The organism is Streptomyces erythrochromogenes (genome assembly GCF_036170895.1).
GTDB lineage: Bacteria > Actinomycetota > Actinomycetes > Streptomycetales > Streptomycetaceae > Streptomyces > Streptomyces erythrochromogenes.
In genome coordinates, this window is sequence record NZ_CP108036.1 from 5093741 (window position 1) to 5115443 (window position 21703).

Genomic DNA, 21703 nt, shown 5'->3' on the forward strand with positions numbered 1-21703 from the left:
CGTGTCCGGTTGGCTCGGCAGCTCAGCACCATGCAGGGGGAGGGACGATGGCGGACAGCTTCGGTCCGGTACGCGCGGGCGACGGCGCGGCCTGCCGCGGGTCGGACCCGTCGGAGGAAACCGACGGTGCGCCGGCCGGGGAGCCCATCCGGGTCCTCGTGGTCGACGACCACGCGCTCTTCAGGCGGGGACTGGAGATCGTCCTCGCCCAGGAGGAGGACATCCAGGTGGTCGGCGAGGCCGGGGACGGCGCGGAGGCGGTCGACAAGGCGGCCGACCTGCTGCCGGACATCGTGCTGATGGACGTGCGGATGCCCCGGCGCGGCGGCATCGAGGCGTGCACCTCGATCAAGGAGGTGGCCCCCTCCGCGAAGATCATCATGTTGACGATCAGCGACGAGGAGGCGGACCTCTACGACGCGATCAAGGCGGGCGCCACCGGCTACCTCCTGAAGGAGATCTCCACGGACGAGGTGGCCACGGCGATCCGGGCGGTGGCCGACGGCCAGTCGCAGATCAGCCCGTCGATGGCGTCGAAGCTCCTCACCGAGTTCAAGTCGATGATCCAGCGGACCGACGAGCGGCGGCTGGTGCCGGCGCCGAGGCTGACGGACCGGGAGCTGGAGGTCCTCAAGCTGGTGGCCACCGGCATGAACAACCGCGACATCGCGAAGGAGTTGTTCATCTCCGAGAACACCGTGAAGAACCACGTCCGCAACATCCTGGAGAAGCTCCAGCTGCACTCCAGGATGGAGGCCGTGGTCTACGCGATGCGGGAGAAGATCCTGGAGATCCGCTAGCCTCCCGACCCGGGGCCGGCAGCGGGCCCGTCAGGCGCCCAGTGCCGCCAGTTCGGCCGTCACCGCCGAGGCCTCGGCGGCGCTCTGCGCGCGGTCCACGCGGACCGCGTCGCAGCCCACCCACTCCGCGGCCTCCCGCAGGGCCCGCGCCATCGGGGCGGCGGCCGCGGGAGAGGTCAGGGAGAGCTGCCGGGCGACCAGCGTGCGGCCCTCGCGGGCCGGGTCGACGCGGCCCTGGAGCCGGCCGCCCGCCAGCAGCGGCATCGCGAAGTACCCGTGTATCCGCTTCGGCTTGGGGACGTACGCCTCCAGGCGGTGCGTGAAGCCGAAGATCCGCTCCGTGCGCGGACGGTCCCAGACCAGGGAGTCGAAGGGGGACAGCAGCGTCGTGCGGTGGCGGCCCCGCGGAGCCGTCGCGAGGGCCGACGGGTCCGCCCAGGCCGGCTTGGACCAGCCCTCCACTTCCACCGGGACCAGCCCGGAGTCCGCGACGACCGCGTCGAACTGCTCCCCCTTGAGCCGGTGGTAGTCCGCGATGTCGGCGCGGGTGCCGACGCCGAGGGACCGGCCGGCCAGGGCGACCAGGCGGCGCAGGCACTCGCGGTCGTCCAGGTCGTCGTGGAGCAGCGCGTCGGGCACGGCCCGCTCGGGGAGGTCGTAGACCCGCTTCCAGCCGCGGCGCTCGCTGCACACCACCTCTCCGGTGTCGAGCAGCCACTCCACCGCGATCTTGGTCTCGGACCATTCGAACCACTCGCCGCCGTTCTTGGCGCCGCCCAGCTCGGTGGAGGTCAGCGGGCCGTCCGCCTTCAGCCGGTCCAGGACCGCCCGCGTCGAGTGCTGCTTGTCCTCGAGGATGTGCCAGCGGTGACCGCGCGCCCGGTTGGCCCGGCGGCGGAAGGCGAAATGCGGCCATTCCTCGATGGGCAGGATGCAGGCCGCGTGCGACCAGTACTCGAAGGCGTGCCGATCGGTCCAGTAGGCCTTCTCCACGGCGTCCCGGCCGACCGCGCCGAGCCGTGCGTACGGGATCAGCTCGTGCGAGCGGGCCAGCACCGAGATGGTGTCGAGCTGGACGGCGCCCAGGTGGCGCAGGACCCCGCGGACCCCGCCGCGACGGTCGGGGGCTCCGAGGAAGCCCTGCGCGCGCAGGGCGATCCGGCGGGCCTCGTCGGCGGACAGGGACACGGTCGGCGGCGGCAGGCTGGTCATGCGCCGAAGCCTAGGGCGTGCCACTGACAGCGGGACGGGAGCCGAGGGGTCAGGCGGCGGGCGAGGGCAGGTACGGCAGGCGCGAGGGCAGGTCCAGGTCGGAGGGGAGCAGGCCGCCGACGCGGCAGTCGCGCATGGTCCCGCGGTGGGAGATCCCGGCGCGCAGGACCCCCTCCATCCGGAAGCCAGCCTTCTCGGCGACGGCCCGGGAGGCCTCGTTGCCCAGCTCGGCCCGCCACTCCAGGCGTCCGGCCCCGAGCTCGGCGAAGGCCCAGCGGGCGGCGGCGCCGACCGCCTCGGTGACGTAGCCCCGGCCCCGGTGCTCCTTCACCGCCCAGAAGCCGACCTCGAACACGGACTCGCCGCGCGGGTGCACGCCCAGGGCCGCCACCAGCGGGCCCTGTGCCCCGAGCCGGACCGCGAAGCTGTACGCGGTGTCCTCGCGCCAGCCGGCCGGTACGGTCTCGTCCACCCAGGTGTCCGCGTGCGCGCGCCCGTAGGGGGAGGGGACCTCGTTCCAGCGCTGGATCTCCGGGTCCTGGCAGGCGGCGTACACCTCGGGGGCGTCCCCGGTGGCGAAGGGTCGAAGGACGAGGCGCTCGGTGGTCAGTGTGGTGGGCTCCATGCGCGGATTCTGCTGCCGCGGCGGGGCCCGGGGCGAACACTTTTCGGGAATCCCCGCGGGCGATGCGGCACCTTCGGCGTCCCCCGTACGTTCTCAATCCGGGCACCCGTGCCCTCATGGGAACGGCGGACCTCCCGACGCGGCCGCGTCCTCGCTTACGATGGCCGTTGCGGTGGGGCCCACCTGCCGTGCCCGTGTACGTACAGTGCCCAGGCCCGACCGGCAAGGAGACAAACCTCGGTGTCCGTCTTCAACAAGCTCATGCGTGCAGGCGAAGGCAAGATCCTGCGCAAACTGCACCGCATCGCGGACCAGGTCAACTCCATCGAAGAGGACTTCGTCAACCTCTCCGACGCCGAGTTGCGGGCGCTCACGGACGAGTACAAGCAGCGCTTCCAGGACGGTGAGAGCCTGGACGACCTGCTGCCCGAGGCCTTCGCGACGGTGCGCGAGGCGGCCAAGCGCGTCCTCGGCCAGCGCCACTACGACGTCCAGATCATGGGCGGCGCGGCGCTGCACCTCGGCTACGTCGCCGAGATGAAGACCGGTGAGGGCAAGACCCTCGTCGGTACCCTGCCCGCGTACCTGAACGCGCTGTCCGGCAAGGGCGTCCACCTGATCACGGTGAACGACTACCTGGCCGAGCGCGACTCCGAGATGATGGGCCGCGTCCACAAGTTCCTGGGCCTGACCGTCGGCTGCATCCTGGCGAACATGTCGCCCGCGCAGCGGCGCGAGCAGTACAACTGCGACATCACCTACGGCACGAACAACGAGTTCGGCTTCGACTACCTGCGCGACAACATGGCGTGGTCCCAGGACGAGCTCGTCCAGCGCGGCCACAACTTCGCCGTGGTCGACGAGGTCGACTCGATCCTCGTCGACGAGGCCCGCACCCCGCTGATCATCTCCGGTCCCGCGGACCAGGCCACGAAGTGGTACGCGGACTTCGCCAAGCTCGTCACCCGCCTGACCAAGGGCGAGGCCGGCCAGCCGCTCAAGGGCATCGAGGAGACCGGCGACTACGAGGTCGACGAGAAGAAGCGCACCGTCGGCATCCACGAGGCCGGTGTCGCCAAGGTCGAGGACTGGCTCGGCATCGAGAACCTCTACGAGTCGGTGAACACCCCGCTCGTCGGCTACCTGAACAACGCCATCAAGGCGAAGGAACTGTTCAAGAAGGACAAGGACTACGTCGTCATCGACGGCGAAGTCATGATCGTCGACGAGCACACCGGCCGTATCCTCGCCGGCCGCCGCTACAACGAGGGCATGCACCAGGCGATCGAGGCGAAGGAAGGGGTGGACATCAAGGACGAGAACCAGACCCTCGCCACGATCACCCTGCAGAACTTCTTCCGCCTGTACTCGAAGCTGTCGGGCATGACCGGTACGGCCATGACCGAGGCCGCCGAGTTCCACCAGATCTACAAGCTCGGCGTGGTCCCGATCCCGACCAACCGCGACATGGTCCGCAAGGACCAGCCCGACCTGATCTACCGGACCGAGGTCGCCAAGTTCGCCGCCGTCGTCGACGACATCGCGGAGAAGCACGAGACGGGCCAGCCGATCCTCGTCGGTACGACGTCGGTCGAGAAGTCCGAGTACCTCTCGCAGCAGCTCTCCAAGCGCGGCATCCCGCACGAGGTGCTCAACGCCAAGCAGCACGACCGTGAGGCGACCATCGTCGCCCAGGCCGGCCGCCGCGGCGCGGTCACCGTCGCCACCAACATGGCCGGCCGCGGTACCGACATCAAGCTCGGCGGCAACCCGGACGACCTCGCCGAGGCGGAGCTGCGCCAGCGCGGCCTGGACCCCGAGGAGCACATCGAGGAGTGGGCGCACGCCCTGCCCGAGGCGCTCACCCGGGCCGAGGCGGCCGTGAAGGCGGAGTTCGAGGAGGTCAAGGGGCTCGGCGGGCTGTACGTGCTGGGCACCGAGCGCCACGAGTCGCGCCGCATCGACAACCAGCTGCGCGGCCGTTCCGGCCGTCAGGGCGACCCGGGCGAGTCCCGCTTCTACCTGTCGCTCGGTGACGACCTGATGCGCCTGTTCAAGGCGCAGATGGTCGAGCGCGTCATGGCGATGGCGAACGTGCCGGACGACGTGCCGATCGAGAACAAGATGGTGACGCGCGCGATCGCGTCGGCCCAGTCGCAGGTCGAGACCCAGAACTTCGAGACGCGCAAGAACGTCCTGAAGTACGACGAGGTCCTCAACAACCAGCGCGAGGTCATCTACGGCGAGCGCCGCCGCGTCCTGGAGGGCGAGGACCTCCAGGAGCAGGTGCGCCACATGATGGACGACACGATCGACGCGTACATCGCGGCCGAGACGGTCGAGGGCTTCGCCGAGGAGTGGGACCTGGAGCGCCTGTGGAACGCCTTCCGGCAGCTCTACCCGGTGAAGGTCACCATCGAGGAGCTCGAGGACGCCGCGGGCGACCGTGCCGGCATCACCGCCGAGTTCATCGCGGAGTCCGTCAAGGACGACATCCACGAGCAGTACGAGGCCCGCGAGAAGGCCCTCGGCTCCGAGATCATGCGCGAGCTGGAGCGGCGCGTGGTCCTGTCGGTGCTGGACCGCAAGTGGCGTGAGCACCTGTACGAGATGGACTACCTGCAGGAGGGCATCGGCCTGCGGGCGATGGCCCAGAAGGACCCGCTGGTCGAGTACCAGCGCGAGGGCTTCGACATGTTCAACGCCATGCAGGACGGCATCAAGGAGGAGTCCGTCGGCTACCTGTTCAACCTGGAGGTCCAGGTCGAGCAGCAGGTCGAGGAGCTTCCGGTGCAGGACGCCGCGCCGTCGCTGACGAAGGAGCCGGCGGCCGCGGCCGCCCGTCCGGAGATCCGGGCGAAGGGGCTGGACGCGCCGCAGCGTCCGGACCGGCTGCACTTCTCCGCGCCGACGGTCGACGGCGAGGGCGGCGTGATCGAGGGCGACTTCGAGAGCGACGCGGGCGACGGGATGACGCGGGCCGAGCGCCGCAAGGCGCAGAAGGCCGCCGGCGGGCGCCGCCGCAAGAAGTAGCCCCCCGGGGTTGGTACCGACGGCCGGGGCCGGACACCGCACGCGGTGTCCGGCCCCGGCCGTTTCGCGGCGGGGCCCTGTCACGGGCGCGGGCCCTGGATCTCGACCGCCGCGCAGCGCCAGCGGAGGTCAGGGCCCTGTTCGAGGCGGAAGGCCATCGCGGTCAGGCGGTCGCCGGTGGAGATGCGGGCGAAGGCCTCGATGACGCCGGGGCCGGGGATGAAGCGGCCGCACTGGCGGACGACCGGGGACAGGCGCTCGCGCAGGTGGTGCTCGGCGGGGGCCAGGTTCACCAGCTGCTGGTAGGCCGGGCCGATCGTGTGGCCGAGGAGCGAGTGGACGGGGCGCCGGCCGCTGACCACGGCGAGGAGGCGTTCGGCGAACCAGTGGTGCGGGCCGGTGTGCGGGGTGAGTACCGGCCCCCCGGGCCCCGCGGGAGACGAGGGGCCGCCCGGGCGCCGCTGGTCGCGCCGTCCGGCGGGGCGGGCCGCGGAGCGGCCGGCGGGCCGGCGGCGGCCGCCGTTGCTGCCGATCGTGCCGCGCGTCGTGGTGTCCATCGCGATCTGCCCCCGTACAGGCCGGGCCCGGAGCGGTACCGGGCGGTAACTTGATGGGGACCTTCTACGGTCGGCGAACACGCTCCGCAACCACCCGCCGGCCCCGGCCCGCAGTCGGCCCGGTTCACCTATCCGAGTGCGCGCCCCGCCGCCGCGGGGGCGGCCCGGCCCCGGGCCGGGGCCGGGGGTGGACGGGCGCCCCGCGGGCCGCGGCAGCCCGATGGGGGACGGCGGCCGTCACCCTGCCGAACCCCGGCCGACCACCTCCGAGTCGTATCCTGGGTGCGTTTCCGACTACCGAAAGCAGCCGGCCATGCGCGTGTACGTCCCCCTGACCCTCCCCGGGCTCGCCGAGGTGCACAAGGCGGGTGAGCTGGGCCCCGCCCCGCTGCGGGCGTACGCCGTCACCCCCGGCCTGCGCGAGTGGTACGTCTCGGACGACATCGAGGAGCTGGAGTACGCGGCCCTGGGCCGGGCCGCGGCCGCCTCGCTGCGGCTGCTCGCCGCCGACCCCGGCGCGCCCCGCCGGCGCGTCGTCGTCGCCCTCGACGTGGCCGACGAGGCCGCCACCGCCACCCCCGGGACCGACGAAGCCACCCTCGGCCAGGTGAGCCTCGCCGCCGCCGTGCGGCTCACCGTGGCCGCCGCCGTACACGTGGACGCCGACGACGCCGACGAGGACGTGGCCGCCGCCGCGCTGGCCCTGCCCGCCGCCGACGGCGGGGACGAGGCGGCGCAGTCCACCGTCGACGGGGCCGAGGACCACGAGCTGCTGTGGTTCGGCGTCCAGGAGATCCCGGGGCTGCTGAAATGACGCACACGAACCACATCGTCTGGGACTGGAACGGCACGCTGCTCCACGACATCGACGCCGTCATAGCCGCGACGAACGCCTCCTTCGCCGAGCTCGGCTTCGCGCCGATCACGCTGGAGACGTACCGCGAGCTGTACGTCGTACCGGTGCCGAAGTTCTACGAGCGACTCATGGGACGGCTGCCCACCGAGGCGGAGTGGCTCGTCATGGACGAGACCTTCCACCGCCACTACTGGGCCGCCGCCGCGGACGCCGGGCTCACCGAGGGCGCCCGGGAACTGCTCCGGGAGTGGCAGCTCGGCGGGCTCACCCAGTCCCTGCTCTCCCTCGCGCCCCACGACAGGCTCGTCCCGCTCGTGCGCGACCACGGCATCGACGTGCACTTCCTGCGCGTCGACGGGCGGACCGGCCCCTCCCACACCTCCAAGGCGGGACATCTCGTACGCCACATGGAGGCCCTGCACGCGACGGGGGTGAGCGCCGACCGTACGGTCCTCATCGGAGACGCCGTGGACGACGCCCTCGCGGCCGCGCACGTCGGCGCCCGCGCCGTGCTCTACACGGGCGGTTCGCACAGCCGCCGCAGTCTGGAATCAGCCGGAGTGCCGGTCGTGGACACCCTGGCGGAGGCCGTTCTGACAGCTCGCGAGCTGGCCGAATAGCGACTGGACGGGCCGCTGCACGGACGGCCTGCCGCGTCGCTGGCCAGAGTGTCAAAGTTCCACCCCAAGATTTGTACAGATGCAGCGAATGACGACCTGGGGGTAGGTCGGGATAGCCTTGTACCCGTGATCAGCGCGATATCCATCGGGGGCACTGGAGCCTCCGGCCTGCGCCCGGCGCACGACAGTGCCCGGGCCATCGCTGATCCCCGCCACCGGGACCGTCGGCCGATCTTGGCTCATTCCCTCCCGGTCGGCTCTCTCGACGGCATAGCGTCGATCCCGAACGGACACCCCGCCTCGCGGCGCTATGTCATTCCTTCCTTCACCTACGTCACGCAATGGCGCGCGACAGGAGCCAGAGGACATGCAGACCAAGCTGGACGAAGCAAAGGCCGAGCTGCTCACACGGGCGGCCCGGGTAGCTGAGCACAGCCCGGCCGGGGGGCTACTTCCGACTGGGTCCGAGCAGGGAGAGCGTCCGGACCAGGACGCGGTCCTCTCCTACCTCCAGCGCTACTACCTGCACACGGCGCCCGAGGACCTCACGGACCGGGACCCGGTCGATGTATTCGGAGCCGCGCTCTCCCACTACCGACTGGCCGAGAACCGGCCGCAGGGCACCGCGAACGTACGCGTGCACACCCCCACGGTGGAGGAGAACGGCTGGACCTCCAGCCACTCCGTCGTCGAGGTCGTCACCGACGACATGCCCTTCCTCGTGGACTCCGTGACGAACGAGCTGTCCCGCCAGGGCCGCGGCATCCACGTCGTGATCCACCCGCAGGTCGTCGTCCGCCGTGACATCACCGGCAAGCTGATCGAGATCCTCGGCCCCGACTGCGACGCGCACGGCCCCCGCACCGAGCGCCCCCACGACTCCCTCGTCGAGTCCTGGATCCACGTCGAGATCGACCGCGAGACCGACCGCGCCGACCTCAAGCAGATCACCGTCGACCTGCAGCGCGTCCTGTCCGACGTGCGCGAGTCCGTCGAGGACTGGGAGAAGATGCGCGAGGCCGCGCTGCGCATCGCCGACGCCCTGCCCGACGAGCCCACCGCCCCGGACCTGCGCGAGTACGAGCTCGAAGAGGCCCGAGAGCTGCTGCGCTGGCTCGCCGACGACCACTTCACCTTCCTCGGCTACCGCGAGTACAACCTCGTCGACGGCGACGCCCTGGCCGCCGTGCCCGGCACGGGCCTCGGCATCCTGCGCTCCGACCCGCACCACAGCGGCAAGGAGGACGGCCACCCGGTCTCGCCGTCCTTCAACCGGCTGCCGGCCGACGCCCGCGCCAAGGCCCGCGAGCACCGCCTGCTGGTGCTGACCAAGGCCAACAGCCGCTCCACCGTGCACCGCCCCTCGTACCTCGACTACGTGGGCGTCAAGAAGTTCGACGCCGACGGCAACGTCGTCGGCGAGCGCCGCTTCCTCGGCCTGTTCTCCTCCGCCGCGTACACCGAGTCCGTGCGCCGCGTGCCGGTCATCCGCCGCAAGGTCGCCGAGGTACTGGAGCGGGCCGGCTTCTCGCCGGCCAGCCACGACGGCCGCGACCTGACGCAGATCCTGGAGACCTACCCGCGCGACGAGCTGTTCCAGACCCCGGTCGACCAGCTCCAGTCCATCGTCACCTCCGTCCTCTACCTCCAGGAACGCCGCCGGCTGCGGCTGTACCTGCGCCAGGACGAGTACGGGCGCTACTACTCGGCGCTGGTCTACCTGCCGCGCGACCGCTTCACCACCGGTGTGCGGCTGCGCCTGATGGACATCCTGCGCGAGGAGCTCGGCGGCATCAGCGTCGACTTCACCGCCTGGAACACCGAGTCGATCCTCTCCCGCATCCACTTCGTCATCCGCGTCCCGCAGGGCACCGAGCTGCCCGTGCTGACCGACGGCGACGTCGAGCGCATCGAGGGCCGCCTCGTCGAGGCCGCCCGCTCCTGGGCCGACGGCTTCGACCAGGCGCTCAACGCCGAGCTCGGCGAGGAGCGCGCCGCGGAGCTGCTGCGCCGCTACGGCAGTGCCTTCTCCGAGGGCTACAAGGCCGACCACTCGCCGCGCGCCGCCGTCGCCGACCTCGTGCACCTGGAGAAGCTGCGCGGCAGCGACAAGGACTTCGCGCTGTCGCTGTACGAGCCCGTCGGCGCCGGCCCCGGCGAACGCCGCTTCAAGATCTACCGCGCCGGTGAGCAGGTCTCCCTGTCCGCCGTCCTGCCGGTGCTCCAGCGCCTCGGCGTCGAGGTCACCGACGAGCGCCCGTACGAGCTGCGCTGCGCCGACCGCACGAACGCGTGGATCTACGACTTCGGTCTGCGGCTCTCGGCGGGCGACCTCGGCGACGACGCCCGCGAGCGCTTCCAGGACGCCTTCGCGGCGGTCTGGAACGGCCAGGCCGAGAACGACAACTTCAACACCCTCGTGCTGAGCGCCGGTCTGACCTGGCGCCAGGCCGTCGTCCTGCGCGCGTACGCCAAGTACATGCGCCAGGCCGGCTCCACCTTCAGCCAGGACTACATGGAGGACACCCTCCGCAACAACGTCCACACCACCCGGCTGCTGGTCTCGCTCTTCGAGGCCCGGATGTCGCCCGTCCGCCAGGCCGCCGGCAGCGAGCTCGTGGACGCCATGCTGGAGGAGCTCGACGGGGCCCTGGACCAGGTCGCCTCGCTCGACGAGGACCGCATCCTGCGGGCCTTCCTCACCCTCATCAAGGCGACCCTGCGCACGAACTTCTTCCAGCTCGACTCGAAGGGCGAGCAGCACGCCTACGTGTCGATGAAGTTCGACCCGCAGGCCATCCCGGACCTGCCGGCGCCGCGCCCGGCGTTCGAGATCTGGGTGTACTCCCCGCGCGTCGAGGGCGTCCACCTGCGCTTCGGCAAGGTCGCCCGAGGCGGCCTGCGCTGGTCCGACCGCCGCGAGGACTTCCGTACGGAGATCCTCGGCCTGGTCAAGGCGCAGATGGTCAAGAACACCGTCATCGTGCCGGTCGGCGCCAAGGGCGGCTTCGTCGCCAAGAACCTCCCCGACCCGTCGGTGGACCGCGACGCCTGGCTCGCCGAGGGCATCGCCTCGTACAAGATCTTCATCTCGGCGCTGCTCGACATCACCGACAACATGGTCGCCGGCGAGGTCGTGCCGCCGCGCAGCGTGGTCCGCCACGACGAGGACGACACCTACCTCGTGGTCGCCGCCGACAAGGGGACCGCGACCTTCTCCGACATCGCCAACGGCGTGGCGGAGGCCTACGGCTTCTGGCTCGGCGACGCCTTCGCGTCCGGCGGCTCGGCCGGCTACGACCACAAGGGCATGGGCATCACCGCCCGCGGCGCGTGGGAGTCCGTCAAGCGGCACTTCCGCGAGCTCGGCCACGACACCCAGACCCAGGACTTCACCGTCGTCGGCGTCGGCGACATGTCCGGTGACGTCTTCGGCAACGGCATGCTGCTCTCCGAGCACATCCGCCTGGTGGCCGCCTTCGACCACCGCCACATCTTCATCGACCCGACCCCGGACGCGGCCACCTCGTACGCCGAGCGCCGCCGCCTGTTCGAGCTGCCGCGGTCCTCGTGGGCGGACTACGACGCCTCGCTGATCTCGGCGGGCGGCGGCATCCACCCGCGTTCGGCCAAGGCCGTCCCGGTCACCGCCCAGATGCGCGCGGCCCTCGGCATCGAAGCCGGCGTCACCAAGATGACCCCGGCCGAGCTGATGCAGTCGATCCTCAAGGCCCCCGTGGACCTGGTGTGGAACGGCGGCATCGGCACCTACGTCAAGGCGACCTCCGAGACGCACGCCGACGTCGGCGACAAGGCCAACGACGCCATCCGCGTCAACGGCTCCGACGTGCGGGCGCAGGTCATCGGCGAGGGCGGCAACCTGGGCCTGACCCAGCTCGGCCGCATCGAGTTCGCCCGCAGCGGCGCCGGCGGCGAGGGCGGCAAGGTCAACACCGACGCCATCGACAACAGCGCGGGCGTGGACACCTCCGACCACGAGGTGAACATCAAGATCCTGCTCAACGCGGTCGTCGCCGACGGCGACATGACCGTCAAGCAGCGCAACAAGCTGCTCGCGCAGATGACCGACGAGGTCGGCCGCCTGGTGCTGCGCAACAACTACGCGCAGAACATCGCGCTGGCCAACGGCTCGGCCCAGGCGCCCAGCCTGCTCCACGCCCAGCAGCGCTTCATGCGCCGCCTGGAGGGCGCCGGACTGCTCAACCGCGAGCTGGAGTTCCTGCCCACCGACCGGCAGATCCGCGAGCTGCTGAACAACGGCAAGGGCCTGACCCAGCCGGAGCTGGCCGTACTGTTCGCGTACACCAAGATCACGACGGCGGACGAGCTCATCGTCACCGAGCTGCCGGACGACCCGTACCTGCGCCGCCTGCTCTTCGCGTACTTCCCGGCGGCCCTGGGCGACAAGTTCGCCGAGCAGATCGACGCGCACGCGCTGCGCCGCGAGATCATCACGACGATCCTGGTCAACGACACCGTCAACACCGGTGGTTCGACCTTCCTGCACCGCCTGCGGGAGGAGACCGGCGCCTCCACGGAGGAGATCGTCCGGGCGCAGCTCGCGGCCCGCGAGATCTTCGGCCTGGCCGACGTGTGGGACGCGGTGGAGGCGCTGGACAACAAGGTGGCCGCGGACGTCCAGACCCGGGTGCGCCTGCACTCGCGCCGCCTGGTCGAGCGCGGTACCCGCTGGCTGCTCAACAACCGGCCGCAGCCGCTCCAGATCACCGAGACCATCGCCTTCTTCGGGGAGCGGGTGGCCCAGGTGTGGGCGGAGCTGCCGAAGCTGGTGCGCGGCGCGGACCTGGAGTGGTACCAGCTGGTCATGGACGAGCTGACCGGCGAGGGCGTGCCGGAGGAGCTGGCGGCGAAGGTCGCCGGGTTCTCCTCGGCCTTCCCGACGCTGGACATCGTCGCGATCGCGGACCGGACGGGCGTGGACCCGCTGGGTGTCGCCGAGGTGTACTACGACCTCGCCGACCGCCTGGACATCACGCAGCTGATGGACCGGATCATCGAGCTGCCGCGGGCCGACCGCTGGCAGTCCATGGCCCGCGCGTCCATCCGCGAGGACCTGTTCGCGGCGCACGCGGCCCTGACCGCCGACGTGCTGTCGGTGGGCAACGGCGCCTCCACTCCCGAGGAGCGCTTCCAGGCGTGGGAGGAGAAGAACGCGGCGATCATCGGGCGGGCCCGGACGACCCTGGAGGAGATCCGGGGGTCGGACGACTTCGACCTGGCGAACCTGTCGGTGGCGATGCGGACCATGCGCAGCCTGCTGCGCGCGCACAGCTGATCGTCTCGGTACAGCCGAACGGGCCGGGCCCGGGACCTTCCGGTCCCGGGCCCGGCCCGTTCGCCGCCGTGTCCGCGGGTGCGCCTCAAGCGCCGGCGCGGCTGGAATTCTCGTAGGCCGCGCAGACCTCGTCCGCCGGGCCGTCCATGCGCAGGACGCCCGAGTCCAGCCAGATCGCGCGGTCGCAGGTTTCGCGGACCGTGTTGATGGCGTGGCTGACCAGGAAGACGGTGCCGGCGCGCTCGCGGAGTTCCTCGATGCGGGCCTGGCTGCGCCGCTGGAAGGCCGCGTCGCCCGTGGCCAGTGCCTCGTCGATCATCAGGACGTCGTGGTCCTTGGCGGCCGCGATGGAGAAGCGCAGCCGGGCGCCCATGCCGGAGGAGTACGTCCGCATCGGCAGGGAGATGAAGTCGCCCTTCTCGTTGATGCCGGAGAAGTCGACGATGCCGTCGTAGCGCTCGTGGACCTGCTGCCGGGACATGCCCATCGCGAGGCCGCCGAGGATGACGTTGCGTTCACCGGTCAGGTCGTTCATCAGGGCGGCGTTCACGCCCAGCAGGGACGGCTGGCCGTGCGAGAAGATCCGGCCGCGGGCCACCGGCTGGAGGCCGGCGATGGCCTTGAGGAGGGTGGACTTGCCCGAGCCGTTGGAGCCGATGAGGCCGATGGCCTCGCCCTCGTAGGCGGTGAAGGAGACGCCCTTGACCGCGTGCACCTCGCTCATCCCCGGGGTGGACCGGCGGGAGAAGATCCGGCTGAGGGCCGCCGTGGCGCCGCCCCTGCGGGCGCCGGCGCCGTGGACCTTGTAGATGACGTGGACCCCGTCCGCGATCACGGTGGGCACCCGGTCCTCGGTCTCGGTCACGGTCCGGATTTCGGTCTCGGTATCGTTCTCGGTCTTCTTCGGGGTGTCAGCCACGTCCGTACGCCTCCTCTGCCTTCCAGAAGTAGATGAATCCGCCGACACCCGCGAGCAGCGCCCAGCCGATGGCCAGCGGCCACACGTGGTGCGGGAGCGCGTGCGCGGGGAAGCTGTCGATCAGCGCGAAGCGCATCAGGTCGATGTAGACCGCCGGGGGGTTGGCCTTGAGCGCCACCAGCACCCAGTGCGGCAGGTCGTCCGTCTTGAGCACCTGGTCGATGGACCACATGACGCCCGAGGTGTACATCCACGTCCGCAGGACGAACGGCATCAGCTGGCTGACGTCGGGGCTCTTGCTGCCGATGCGGGCCATGACCATGGCGCAGCCGGCGGCGAAGACGGCCGTCAGCAGGAGCGCTGGCAGGGCCAGGAGCCAGGCCGGGCCGGGCCTCTGCCCGAAGGCCAGCAGCAGGATCACCAGGGCGGCCATGGAGACCAGCAGCTGCTGGAAGAGCTGCACGACGGTGGAGATGGGCAGGCTCGCGCGGGGGAAGTGCAGGGCGCGGACCAGGCCGAGGTTGCTGTGGACGGCGCGGGTGCCGGCGTTCACGGAGCTGCTGATGAAGTCCCAGACGAAGACGCCGGTGATCAGGAAGGGCACGTAGTCCGGCACGCCGTGGCTGGCCTTGAGGACGAGGCCGAAGATGAAGTAGTAGACCGCCGCGTTGAGCAGCGGGGTCACCAGGTGCCAGACCTGGCCGAGCCGCGCCGTGCTGTACGTGGCCTGCATGCGGGCGGTGGCGTAGGCGCTCACGAAGTGGCGGCGCTGCCAGAGCTGCGCGATGTAGCGGGGGAGCGTGGGGCGGGCGCCGCTGAGCGTGAGGCCGTGGGCGGCGGCCAGCTGCGCGAGTTCCGTGGAGGTGGCGGGCGCGGTCTTGGATGCGGTCGCGGTGGTCACAGGTTCGCTTTCGACGTAGGTCGGGACGGGTCCGTATCGTCGCTACGGCGAGGCTATGGCGTGGAGCGATGGAACGCAACCGTATCGTCGTGACGGGCCGCGGCTATGCTCTGTGCATGACCACGGATCCCGGCCCCGCCCCCTCCGCCACTGCCTCCGCATCCGCCCGCCGCGCCCCCGCCGGTGCGGCCGTCCTGCGCGAGGACGTGACCGAGGCGATCCGCAACGCGGTGCTGGAGGAGCTGGCCGCGGTCGGGTTCTCCCGGATGTCCATCGAGGGCATCGCGCGGCGGGCCGGGGTCGGCAAGACGGCCGTCTACCGGCGGTGGAAGTCCAAGCTGCACCTGGTGCTGGACCTGGTCGGGGCCTTCGCGGTGGACGGCCTGCCGGTGCCGGCGACGGGCTCGCTGTACGGGGACGTACGCGTCCTGCTGGAGGTCATGTCACACGTGCTGCGGCACCCGGTGGCCTCCGCGGTGATCCCCGACCTCCTCGTCGAGGCGTCCCGCAACCCGGAGATCGCGGACGCGGTCCGCGGCGCCCTCCTGGACGGCCAGCACCGCATGGCGCAGGGCATCGTCTCCGACGCCGTCGCCCGCGGCGAACTCCCGGCGCAGATCAGCCCCGACCACGCCCTTGACCTGCTGATCGGCCCGCTCTACTGGCGCCAGGTCGTCGTCCGCGACGCGGTGACCCCCGCCCACCTGGACACCCTGGCCCACCAGGTGGTGGCAGGCCTGAAGTCGGCCCCCGGCCCGGCCTGAGGGGTCGGAACGCCGGACACTCCCCTTCCCGCGCCGTGGGAGAAAAGGCCTGAATCCGCGCCCCTACGGCCAGACGTGCGCCAGGGTCGGTTCCGGCGCGGCGGTCGAGGCCGGGGCCGGGGCCGGCGGGGCCGGGTGGCGGTCCGGGAGCGGGATGATCGCCGGGGACGGGGTCGTCTGGCCCAGGAAGACCCGGCGGACCACGCGCTCCGCCGCGTGGCCGTCGTCGTACGAGCAGAAGCGCGCGCGGAAGGCGGAGCGCAGCTGGGCGGAGCGCGAGCCCTGCCAGTGGCCCGTGGTGAAGATGTCCACCAGCTCGTCCTGGGTGCGGGCGATCGCGCCCGGCGGGCACGACCGCAGGTCGAAGTAGGTGCCGCGGGCCGCCTCGTACGCCTCCCAGTCGTCCGCGTGGATCACGATCGGCCGGTCCAGCGCCGCGTAGTCGAACATCAGGGACGAGTAGTCCGTGACGAGCGCGTCGGAGGCGAGGCACAGCTCCTCCACCGACGGGTGCGAGGAGACGTCCACGAGGCGCGGGTGGGGCTCCCACGTGCGGTCGGCGTCCGCGTACGTCAGGTGGGTGCGGACCAGCACGGTGAAGCGCGGGCCCAGGTCCCGCAGGAGCCGCTCGAAGTCCAGGTGGTCCGGCCGGCTGCGGCGGTAGTCGCGGTGGGTGGGCGCGTACAGGATCGCCGTCGAGCCCGCCGGGATCCCCAGCCGTTCGCGCAGCTCCAGCACGTCCGTCCGGCTCGCGCGGTGGAAGACGTCGTTGCGCGGGTAGCCGTATTCGAGGGTCGTGTACGAGGACGGGACGGCCTTCTCCCACACCAGTGTGGAGTGCCGGTTCGCGGAGAGCAGGTAGTCCCACTGGTCGGCGCCGCGCAGCAGGCCCGCGAAGTCCGCGGTCGGGGTGGCCGCCGGCCGGTCCTGGAGGTCGAGGCCGACCCGCTTGAGCGGGGTGCCGTGCTGGGTCTGGAGCAGGATCTGGCCGGGCCGCTTGACCAGCGCGCGGTCGAAGTTGACGTTCGTGACCAGGTACCCGGCCCGGGCCAGGGCGCTCCAGTACGCCGCCGAACCGGGACGCAGCGCCACCGTCTCCCGCGGGAGCGTCGCGGCGTGCGCCGGGTCGCAGATCCACGCCGTGCGCATCCGGGGCGCCAGTTCACGCAGTTTGGCCTCGATCGCCGCCGGGTTGCAGGCGTAGCCGCCGTGCCAGTACGCGGAGAAGACCGCGAGCTCCGGGCGCAGCGGCAGCAGCCGCTGGATCCGGTAGTGCAGCCGCACAGAGGACTCCCGCAGGCCCCGCCCCAGCGCCGTGGCGGCCCGGCCCAGCGCCAGTCCCGCCGAGCGCAGCACCGACAGCATCCGGTAGCTCCGCCGGGCGCCCAGCCGCATCAGCGCGTGCCGGATCCGGTCGGTCCGCGACAGGGACAGCGGCAGCGAACTCCGGGCGCCCGGGGCGCGGTAGCGGCGCAGCAGGGCGGAGGCCCGGGCGAAGAACTCGGCCCGGCTGGCGCGCGGGAGGCGGCGGGTGTCGGAGTGGACGGCGCAGAAGTGCTCGGCCATCCGGCGGTGCAGGGTGGAGCGCCAGCGCTCCAGCTCGGGCCGTCCGGCGAGGTAGCCGAAGACCCGCTCGTACTGGTCGAAGATCTCCAGGTGGCGGGGGGTTGAGGTGGTCAGGATCGATCCGGTGCGCCGCTGGCGGTAGTGGACGCAGACCCGGTCCAGGACGGCGACGGACTCCGCGGCCAGCATCGCCGGGTAGGTCCAGGGGGTGTCCTCGTAGAGCCCGGGCGGGAATTCGAGGCCCTCGCGCTCGATGTACTCGCGGCGGTACGCCTTGTTCCACACCACCATCAGCATGGCGAGCAGCGCGGGGCGGTCGGCGAGCCGGAAGCTGGCCGGGCCCTCCTCGGACAGCCGGTGCGAGAGCCGGTTGCGCACCAGTTCCCCGGACCAGTAGGCGCGCGCGTAGTCGTAGACCAGGACGTCGGGGGAGCCGGTGGCCTTCAGCCGGTCGGTGAGTGCCTGCAGGGCGCCCGGGGCGAGGGTGTCGTCGCCGTCGAGGAAGATCAGGTAGTCGCCGGTGGCCCGGACCAGGCCCGCGTTCCGCGCCGGGCCCAGCCCCAGGTTGTGCGCCAGGTGCACCGCGGTCACCCGGGGGTCGCGGGCCGCGTACTCGTCGATGATCGAACCGCAGGCGTCGGGGGAGGCGTCGTCGACGGCGATCAGTTCCAGGTCCGGGTACGACTGCGTCAGGACCGAGTCCAGACTCTCCTGGAGGTAGGCCTGGACCTTGTACGCGGGCACGATGACGCTGAACCGGGGCACGGGACATCCAGGGGTCGGCGCGGGCATATTGCCCAGGAACCCCCGGCGTGGCGATCGGGTTACGCAGCGTGTGGCATTCGGGTTACGGAGCGTCAACACCGCATGTGGGGCGGGGACTATTTGACCGCGCCGGCCATCACCCCCGTGACGAACTGCCGCTGGAACGCGAAGAAGACGACGAGCGGGACCACCATCGACAGGAACGCGCCCGGCGCCAGCACGTCGATGTTGTTCCCGAACTGCCGTACCTGCTGCTGGAGCGCGACCGTGATCGGCGGGTTGGCCGAGTCGGCGAAGACCAGCGCCACCAGCATGTCGTTCCACACCCACAGGAACTGGAAGATGCCGAGCGAGGCGATCGCCGGGCCGCCCAGCGGTAGCACCACCCGTGTGAACAGCCGCAGTTCACCCGCCCCGTCGAGGCGGGCCGCCTCCAGCAGCTCGCGCGGGATCTCCGCGAAGAAGTTGCGCAGCAGGAACACGGCGAAGGGCAGCCCGAAGGCGGTGTGGAAGAGCACCACGCCCGCCGTGGTCTCGAACAGCCCGATGGTGCCGAAGAGTTCCGACACCGGGATCAGCGCCACCTGCACGGGCACGACGAGCAGTCCGACGACGACGAGGAAGAGCCAGTCCCGGCCGGGGAAGTCCAGCCAGGCGAAGGCGTATCCGGCGAGCGAGCCGAGGACCAGCACGAGCAGCGTGGCCGGCACCGCGATCGCGAACGTGTTCAGCAGCGAGGAGGTGATCGTGTCGTTGGCCAGCAGCCGCTCGTAGTTGTCGGCGGTCAGCCGCGACGGCGCGCTGAACACCTGCCACCAGCCGCCGTCGTTCAGGTCGGTCGGGGCGACGAGGGAGGAGACGAGCAGCCCCAGGGTGGGCAGCAGCCAGAACAGCGCCGCCACGACCAGGAAGACGCGCACGGCCCCGCCGGCCAGCCGGCCGGCGGCCCGCCCCGCCAGACTGCCCGCGGAGCGCCCGGCCCGTGCCGCCGACGGTGTGGCCGGTGGCGCTTCGGTACGGGTCATCGGTCCCCCTCCTTCCGCAGGCGGCGGATGTTCACGAGCATCACCGGAATCACCAGCAACAGCAGCAGCACGGCGATGGCGCTGCCCAGCCCCGGATCGGCGTCGGTGCCGAAGGAGGTCCGGTACAGCTGGAGCGCGAGCACGTTCGCGTCGTCCTGCACCGCGCCCGGCGCGATCACGAAGACCAGGTCGAAGATCTTCATGACGTTGATGACGAGCGTGACGATCACGACCGCCAGCAGGGGCGCCAGCAGCGGGACGGTGATCCGCCGGAACACCTGCCACTCGTTCGCCCCGTCCACCCGCGCCGCCTCCAGCAGCTCCCGCGGTACGGCGGCCAGCCCGGCTCCGATCAGCACCATCGCGAAACCGGCCCACATCCACACGTACGCCCCGATGACCGCCGGGGTGACCAGCGCCGGGCCGAGCCACTCCACCCCGCCGTACGCCTCCCGGAAGTTGGCCGCGGGCAGCCGCAATAGCGCCCCGTCGGCCTTCTCGGACAGCGTGAAGGTGCCGTCGGCGCGGGCGGTCGCCGTATCGACCACCCGGCCGTCCTTGACCGCCTCGATCCGCATCCCGGAGAAGCCCTGCTCGCTCGGGTCGACCACGTTCGTCGCGCCGCCCCCGCCCCGGGTGAAGTCCTGCCAGACGGTGCCGGTGACCTTCCCCGCCGCCGGCGCCGGGGTGCCCGCCGTACGGGTCCCCTCGGGCAGCGCCTCCGGGGCCATGCCCACCAGCGGGAGCAGCACCGGGCTGCCCGCGCGCACCGGTTCGCGGGTCACGAAGGCGCCCCCGCCCGCGTCCGCCAGCGGCGAGTCACGGCCCGGACGGGCCTTGGGGAAGGCCGAGGACTGCGCGAAGGTGTCGTGGACGCCGACCCAGACCGCGTTGGCGACGCCCCGGTCGGGGTCGTGGTCGTAGACGAGCCGGAAGATGATGCCCGCGGCCAGCATCGAGATCGCCATCGGCATGAACACCAGCAGCTTGAACGCCGTTCCCCAGCGCACCCGTTCGGTCAGCACCGCGAAGATCAGCCCGAGGGCGGTGGCCGTGGCCGGGGCGAGCACCACCCACACCGCCGTGTTCTTCAGGGCGGTGCGGATGCTGTCGTCGGTGAGGATCTCCCGGTAGTTGTCGCCGCCGACGAAGACCCCGCCGGAACGGTCGAAGAAGCTGCGGTAGAGGGAGTAGCCGATCGGGTGCACGACGAGCGCGCCGAGCAGCACGAGGGCCGGCAGGAGGAACGCCGCCGCCACCAGACGGCGGCGCCGGGCCTCGGCGGACAGACCGTGGGCGGCGGGGGCCGTCACGGGATCAGTTCCCGTAGGCCTTGGCCGCGTCCGCCTCCAGTTTCGCCTGGGTGCCCGCCACGTCGGAGGGGTTCGCCAGGAAGTCCTGGAGCGCCTTCCACTCGCCCGCGCCCGGCGTCCCGCCGAACGCCGCCGGCGCCTGGTCCGACATGTCGAAGCGGAAGTCGTCGCCCGCCGCGATCAGCGCCTTGGCGATGCCCCGCTGGATGTCGTTCGGGTACGCCGCCGGGTCGACCGCCTTGTTCGGGGAGACGAAACCGCCCTCGCGGGCCTGGATCTGCGCCGCGTCCGCCGACGCCAGGAACGTCAGCAGCGCCTGCGCGCCCTTCGAGGGCTTCAGCGCGACGGCCACGTCACCCCCCGAGACCACCGGCGCCTTCGCGCCGACGGCCGGGAAGGGGAACACCAGGGCGTCCTCCCCGACCTTCGCCTCGGTCTGCCCGATGTTCACCGCGACGAAGTCGCCCTCGAAGACCATCGCGGCCGCCGGCCGGTCGCCGCCCGTGAAGGTCTGCGTCACCGACTTCGGGAACTCGGTGGCCAGCGCCCCGCTCGTGCCGCCCGCCAGGAAGTCCCCCCGCCCGAACAGCTCGCCGAGCGTGGTCAGGGCCTGCTTGACGCTGTCGTCCGTCCACTTGATCTCGTGCTTGGCCAGCTGGTCGTACTTCTCCGGGCCCGCCTGGGAGAGGTAGATGTTCTCGAACCAGTCCGTGAGGGTCCAGCCGTCCGCGCCCGCCACCGAGACCGCCGGGGTGCCCGACGCCGACAGGGTGTCCGCCGCGGTGATCAGTTCCTTCCAGGTCTTCGGCGGCTTGACGCCCGCCGCCTCGAAGGCCTTCGCGTTGTACCAGATCAGCGACTTGTTGGCGGCCTTGTAGTAGACGCCGTACTGGGTGCCGCCGACCGCGCCCAGCGACTTCCAGCCCGCCGAGTAGTTCTTGTCCAGCTGCGCCTGCGCCTCCGGTCCCACCGGCTGCGCCCACTTGTTCTCCACCGCCGAGACCAGCGCCCCGACCTGCGGCAGCAGCGCGACGTCCGGCGGAGCCCCGCCGGCGATCTTGGTGCCGAGGAAGGTGACGATCGGGTCCTGGGCCGGGACGAAGGTGACGGAAGCCCCCGTCCGCTTCTCGAACTCCTTCAGGACCTTGGTGAAGTTCTCCTGCTCGGGGCCCGTCCAGACCGCCGCGACCTGGAGCTTCTCGCCGTCCAGGCGCGGTAACTCCACCCCGGGCGAGGCCGTGGCGCCCTGCGGCGCCCGGGGCTCCTTCTCCGCGTCGCCCCCGCACGCCGTGAGCGCGAGCGCGCCCGCCGCGGCCAGCGCCGCCCACCTGAGATGCGTACGGCCCGTTCCGTGCTCGCGCATGGCTCTGCCCCCGATACCCGTGGTGTGTCCCGGACCACAAGGTCTACGCCGACCCGCGCGCCCCCGC

15 protein-coding genes are annotated in these 21703 nt (G+C 71.6%); 6 read left to right on the top strand and 9 right to left on the bottom strand.

All coding sequences use genetic code 11. The annotated features are described in order from the left end of the window. Window positions 1–47 precede the first annotated feature (47 nt). Entirely contained in the window at window positions 48–800 is a 753-nt protein-coding gene (locus OHA91_RS23330) for a response regulator (protein ID WP_031152487.1), read from the top strand. A gap of 30 nt (window positions 801–830) precedes the next feature. Here the strand turns inward: OHA91_RS23330 and OHA91_RS23335 are convergent, their stop codons facing one another. Both OHA91_RS23335 and OHA91_RS23340 read right to left on the bottom strand, forming a co-directional pair. Further along, a complete protein-coding gene (locus OHA91_RS23335; protein ID WP_031152485.1) occupies window positions 831–2012 on the bottom strand; it encodes a winged helix-turn-helix domain-containing protein in 1182 nt (393 codons plus the stop codon). Between the two features lie 49 nt (window positions 2013–2061). Further along, window positions 2062–2637 carry a GNAT family N-acetyltransferase gene (locus tag OHA91_RS23340; RefSeq protein WP_031152483.1) on the bottom strand — a complete coding sequence of 192 codons (576 nt, stop codon included), beginning with the start codon at window positions 2635–2637 and terminating at the stop codon, window positions 2062–2064. A gap of 240 nt (window positions 2638–2877) precedes the next feature. Between OHA91_RS23340 and secA the strand changes: the two genes are divergently transcribed. Then, on the top strand, window positions 2878–5670 hold the full coding sequence (gene secA, locus OHA91_RS23345; RefSeq protein ID WP_328739942.1) for a preprotein translocase subunit SecA: 2793 nt from the start codon (window positions 2878–2880) through the stop codon (window positions 5668–5670). An 80-nt stretch (window positions 5671–5750) separates the two neighbouring features. Here the strand turns inward: secA and OHA91_RS23350 are convergent, their stop codons facing one another. Beyond that, complete coding sequence (locus tag OHA91_RS23350; RefSeq protein WP_266500754.1) at window positions 5751–6227, bottom strand: Rv3235 family protein; 477 nt, start codon at window positions 6225–6227, stop codon at window positions 5751–5753. Between the two features lie 313 nt (window positions 6228–6540). Between OHA91_RS23350 and OHA91_RS23355 the strand changes: the two genes are divergently transcribed. The 3 genes from OHA91_RS23355 to OHA91_RS23365 all read left to right on the top strand — a co-directional run bounded on the left by OHA91_RS23355 (window position 6541) and on the right by OHA91_RS23365 (window position 13020). Next, on the top strand, window positions 6541–7041 hold the full coding sequence (locus tag OHA91_RS23355; RefSeq protein WP_031152476.1) for a DUF6912 family protein: 501 nt from the start codon (window positions 6541–6543) through the stop codon (window positions 7039–7041). After that, window positions 7038–7703, top strand: a complete 666-nt coding sequence (locus OHA91_RS23360) for an HAD family hydrolase (RefSeq protein WP_328739943.1) — start codon at window positions 7038–7040, stop codon at window positions 7701–7703. The genes OHA91_RS23355 and OHA91_RS23360 overlap by 4 nt, the downstream gene beginning before the upstream one ends. A 367-nt stretch (window positions 7704–8070) precedes the next feature. Next, window positions 8071–13020, top strand: coding sequence for an NAD-glutamate dehydrogenase (locus OHA91_RS23365; protein ID WP_031152472.1), 4950 nt, complete (start codon window positions 8071–8073; stop codon window positions 13018–13020). A gap of 85 nt (window positions 13021–13105) precedes the next feature. Here OHA91_RS23365 and OHA91_RS23370 read toward each other — a convergent pair whose 3' ends face one another. Next, entirely contained in the window at window positions 13106–13894 is a 789-nt protein-coding gene (locus OHA91_RS23370) for an ABC transporter ATP-binding protein (protein ID WP_051893268.1), read from the bottom strand. Between the two features lie 37 nt (window positions 13895–13931). Further along, window positions 13932–14840 (bottom strand): ABC transporter permease, encoded by a 909-nt coding sequence (locus tag OHA91_RS23375; protein WP_328739944.1) that lies wholly within the window; start codon window positions 14838–14840, stop codon window positions 13932–13934. 116 nt (window positions 14841–14956) lie between these two features. Between OHA91_RS23375 and OHA91_RS23380 the strand changes: the two genes are divergently transcribed. Then, window positions 14957–15604: a TetR/AcrR family transcriptional regulator gene (locus OHA91_RS23380; RefSeq protein ID WP_328739945.1), complete on the top strand. Its 648-nt coding sequence runs from the start codon at window positions 14957–14959 to the stop codon at window positions 15602–15604. A gap of 63 nt (window positions 15605–15667) precedes the next feature. On the opposite strand, the gene OHA91_RS23385 is transcribed toward OHA91_RS23380, so the two are convergent. From OHA91_RS23385 to OHA91_RS23400, 4 genes are all read right to left on the bottom strand, one after another. Then, the gene (locus OHA91_RS23385) at window positions 15668–17935 is read right to left on the bottom strand and encodes a bifunctional glycosyltransferase/CDP-glycerol:glycerophosphate glycerophosphotransferase (RefSeq protein ID WP_266500763.1); all 2268 of its coding nucleotides are present in this window, start codon (window positions 17933–17935) and stop codon (window positions 15668–15670) included. Between the two features lie 116 nt (window positions 17936–18051). Further along, on the bottom strand, window positions 18052–18960 hold the full coding sequence (locus OHA91_RS23390) for a carbohydrate ABC transporter permease (RefSeq protein WP_031152462.1): 909 nt from the start codon (window positions 18958–18960) through the stop codon (window positions 18052–18054). After that, window positions 18957–20273, bottom strand: a complete 1317-nt coding sequence (locus tag OHA91_RS23395) for a carbohydrate ABC transporter permease (RefSeq protein WP_051893262.1) — start codon at window positions 20271–20273, stop codon at window positions 18957–18959. The genes OHA91_RS23390 and OHA91_RS23395 overlap by 4 nt, the downstream gene beginning before the upstream one ends. Before the next feature lie 4 nt (window positions 20274–20277). After that, window positions 20278–21636, bottom strand: coding sequence for an ABC transporter substrate-binding protein (locus OHA91_RS23400; RefSeq protein ID WP_051893261.1), 1359 nt, complete (start codon window positions 21634–21636; stop codon window positions 20278–20280). Between the last annotated feature and the right edge of the window lie 67 nt (window positions 21637–21703).

Coding starts and splice junctions, on each gene's coding strand:
- OHA91_RS23330 (WP_031152487.1), top strand. CDS start 48: ATGGCGGACAGCTTCGGTCCGGTACGCGCGGGCGACGGCGCGGCCTGC.
- OHA91_RS23335 (WP_031152485.1), bottom strand. CDS start 2,012: ATGACCAGCCTGCCGCCGCCGACCGTGTCCCTGTCCGCCGACGAGGCC.
- OHA91_RS23340 (WP_031152483.1), bottom strand. CDS start 2,637: ATGGAGCCCACCACACTGACCACCGAGCGCCTCGTCCTTCGACCCTTC.
- OHA91_RS23350 (WP_266500754.1), bottom strand. CDS start 6,227: ATGGACACCACGACGCGCGGCACGATCGGCAGCAACGGCGGCCGCCGC.
- OHA91_RS23355 (WP_031152476.1), top strand. CDS start 6,541: ATGCGCGTGTACGTCCCCCTGACCCTCCCCGGGCTCGCCGAGGTGCAC.
- OHA91_RS23360 (WP_328739943.1), top strand. CDS start 7,038: ATGACGCACACGAACCACATCGTCTGGGACTGGAACGGCACGCTGCTC.
- OHA91_RS23365 (WP_031152472.1), top strand. CDS start 8,071: ATGCAGACCAAGCTGGACGAAGCAAAGGCCGAGCTGCTCACACGGGCG.
- OHA91_RS23380 (WP_328739945.1), top strand. CDS start 14,957: ATGACCACGGATCCCGGCCCCGCCCCCTCCGCCACTGCCTCCGCATCC.
- OHA91_RS23390 (WP_031152462.1), bottom strand. CDS start 18,960: ATGACCCGTACCGAAGCGCCACCGGCCACACCGTCGGCGGCACGGGCC.
- OHA91_RS23400 (WP_051893261.1), bottom strand. CDS start 21,636: ATGCGCGAGCACGGAACGGGCCGTACGCATCTCAGGTGGGCGGCGCTG.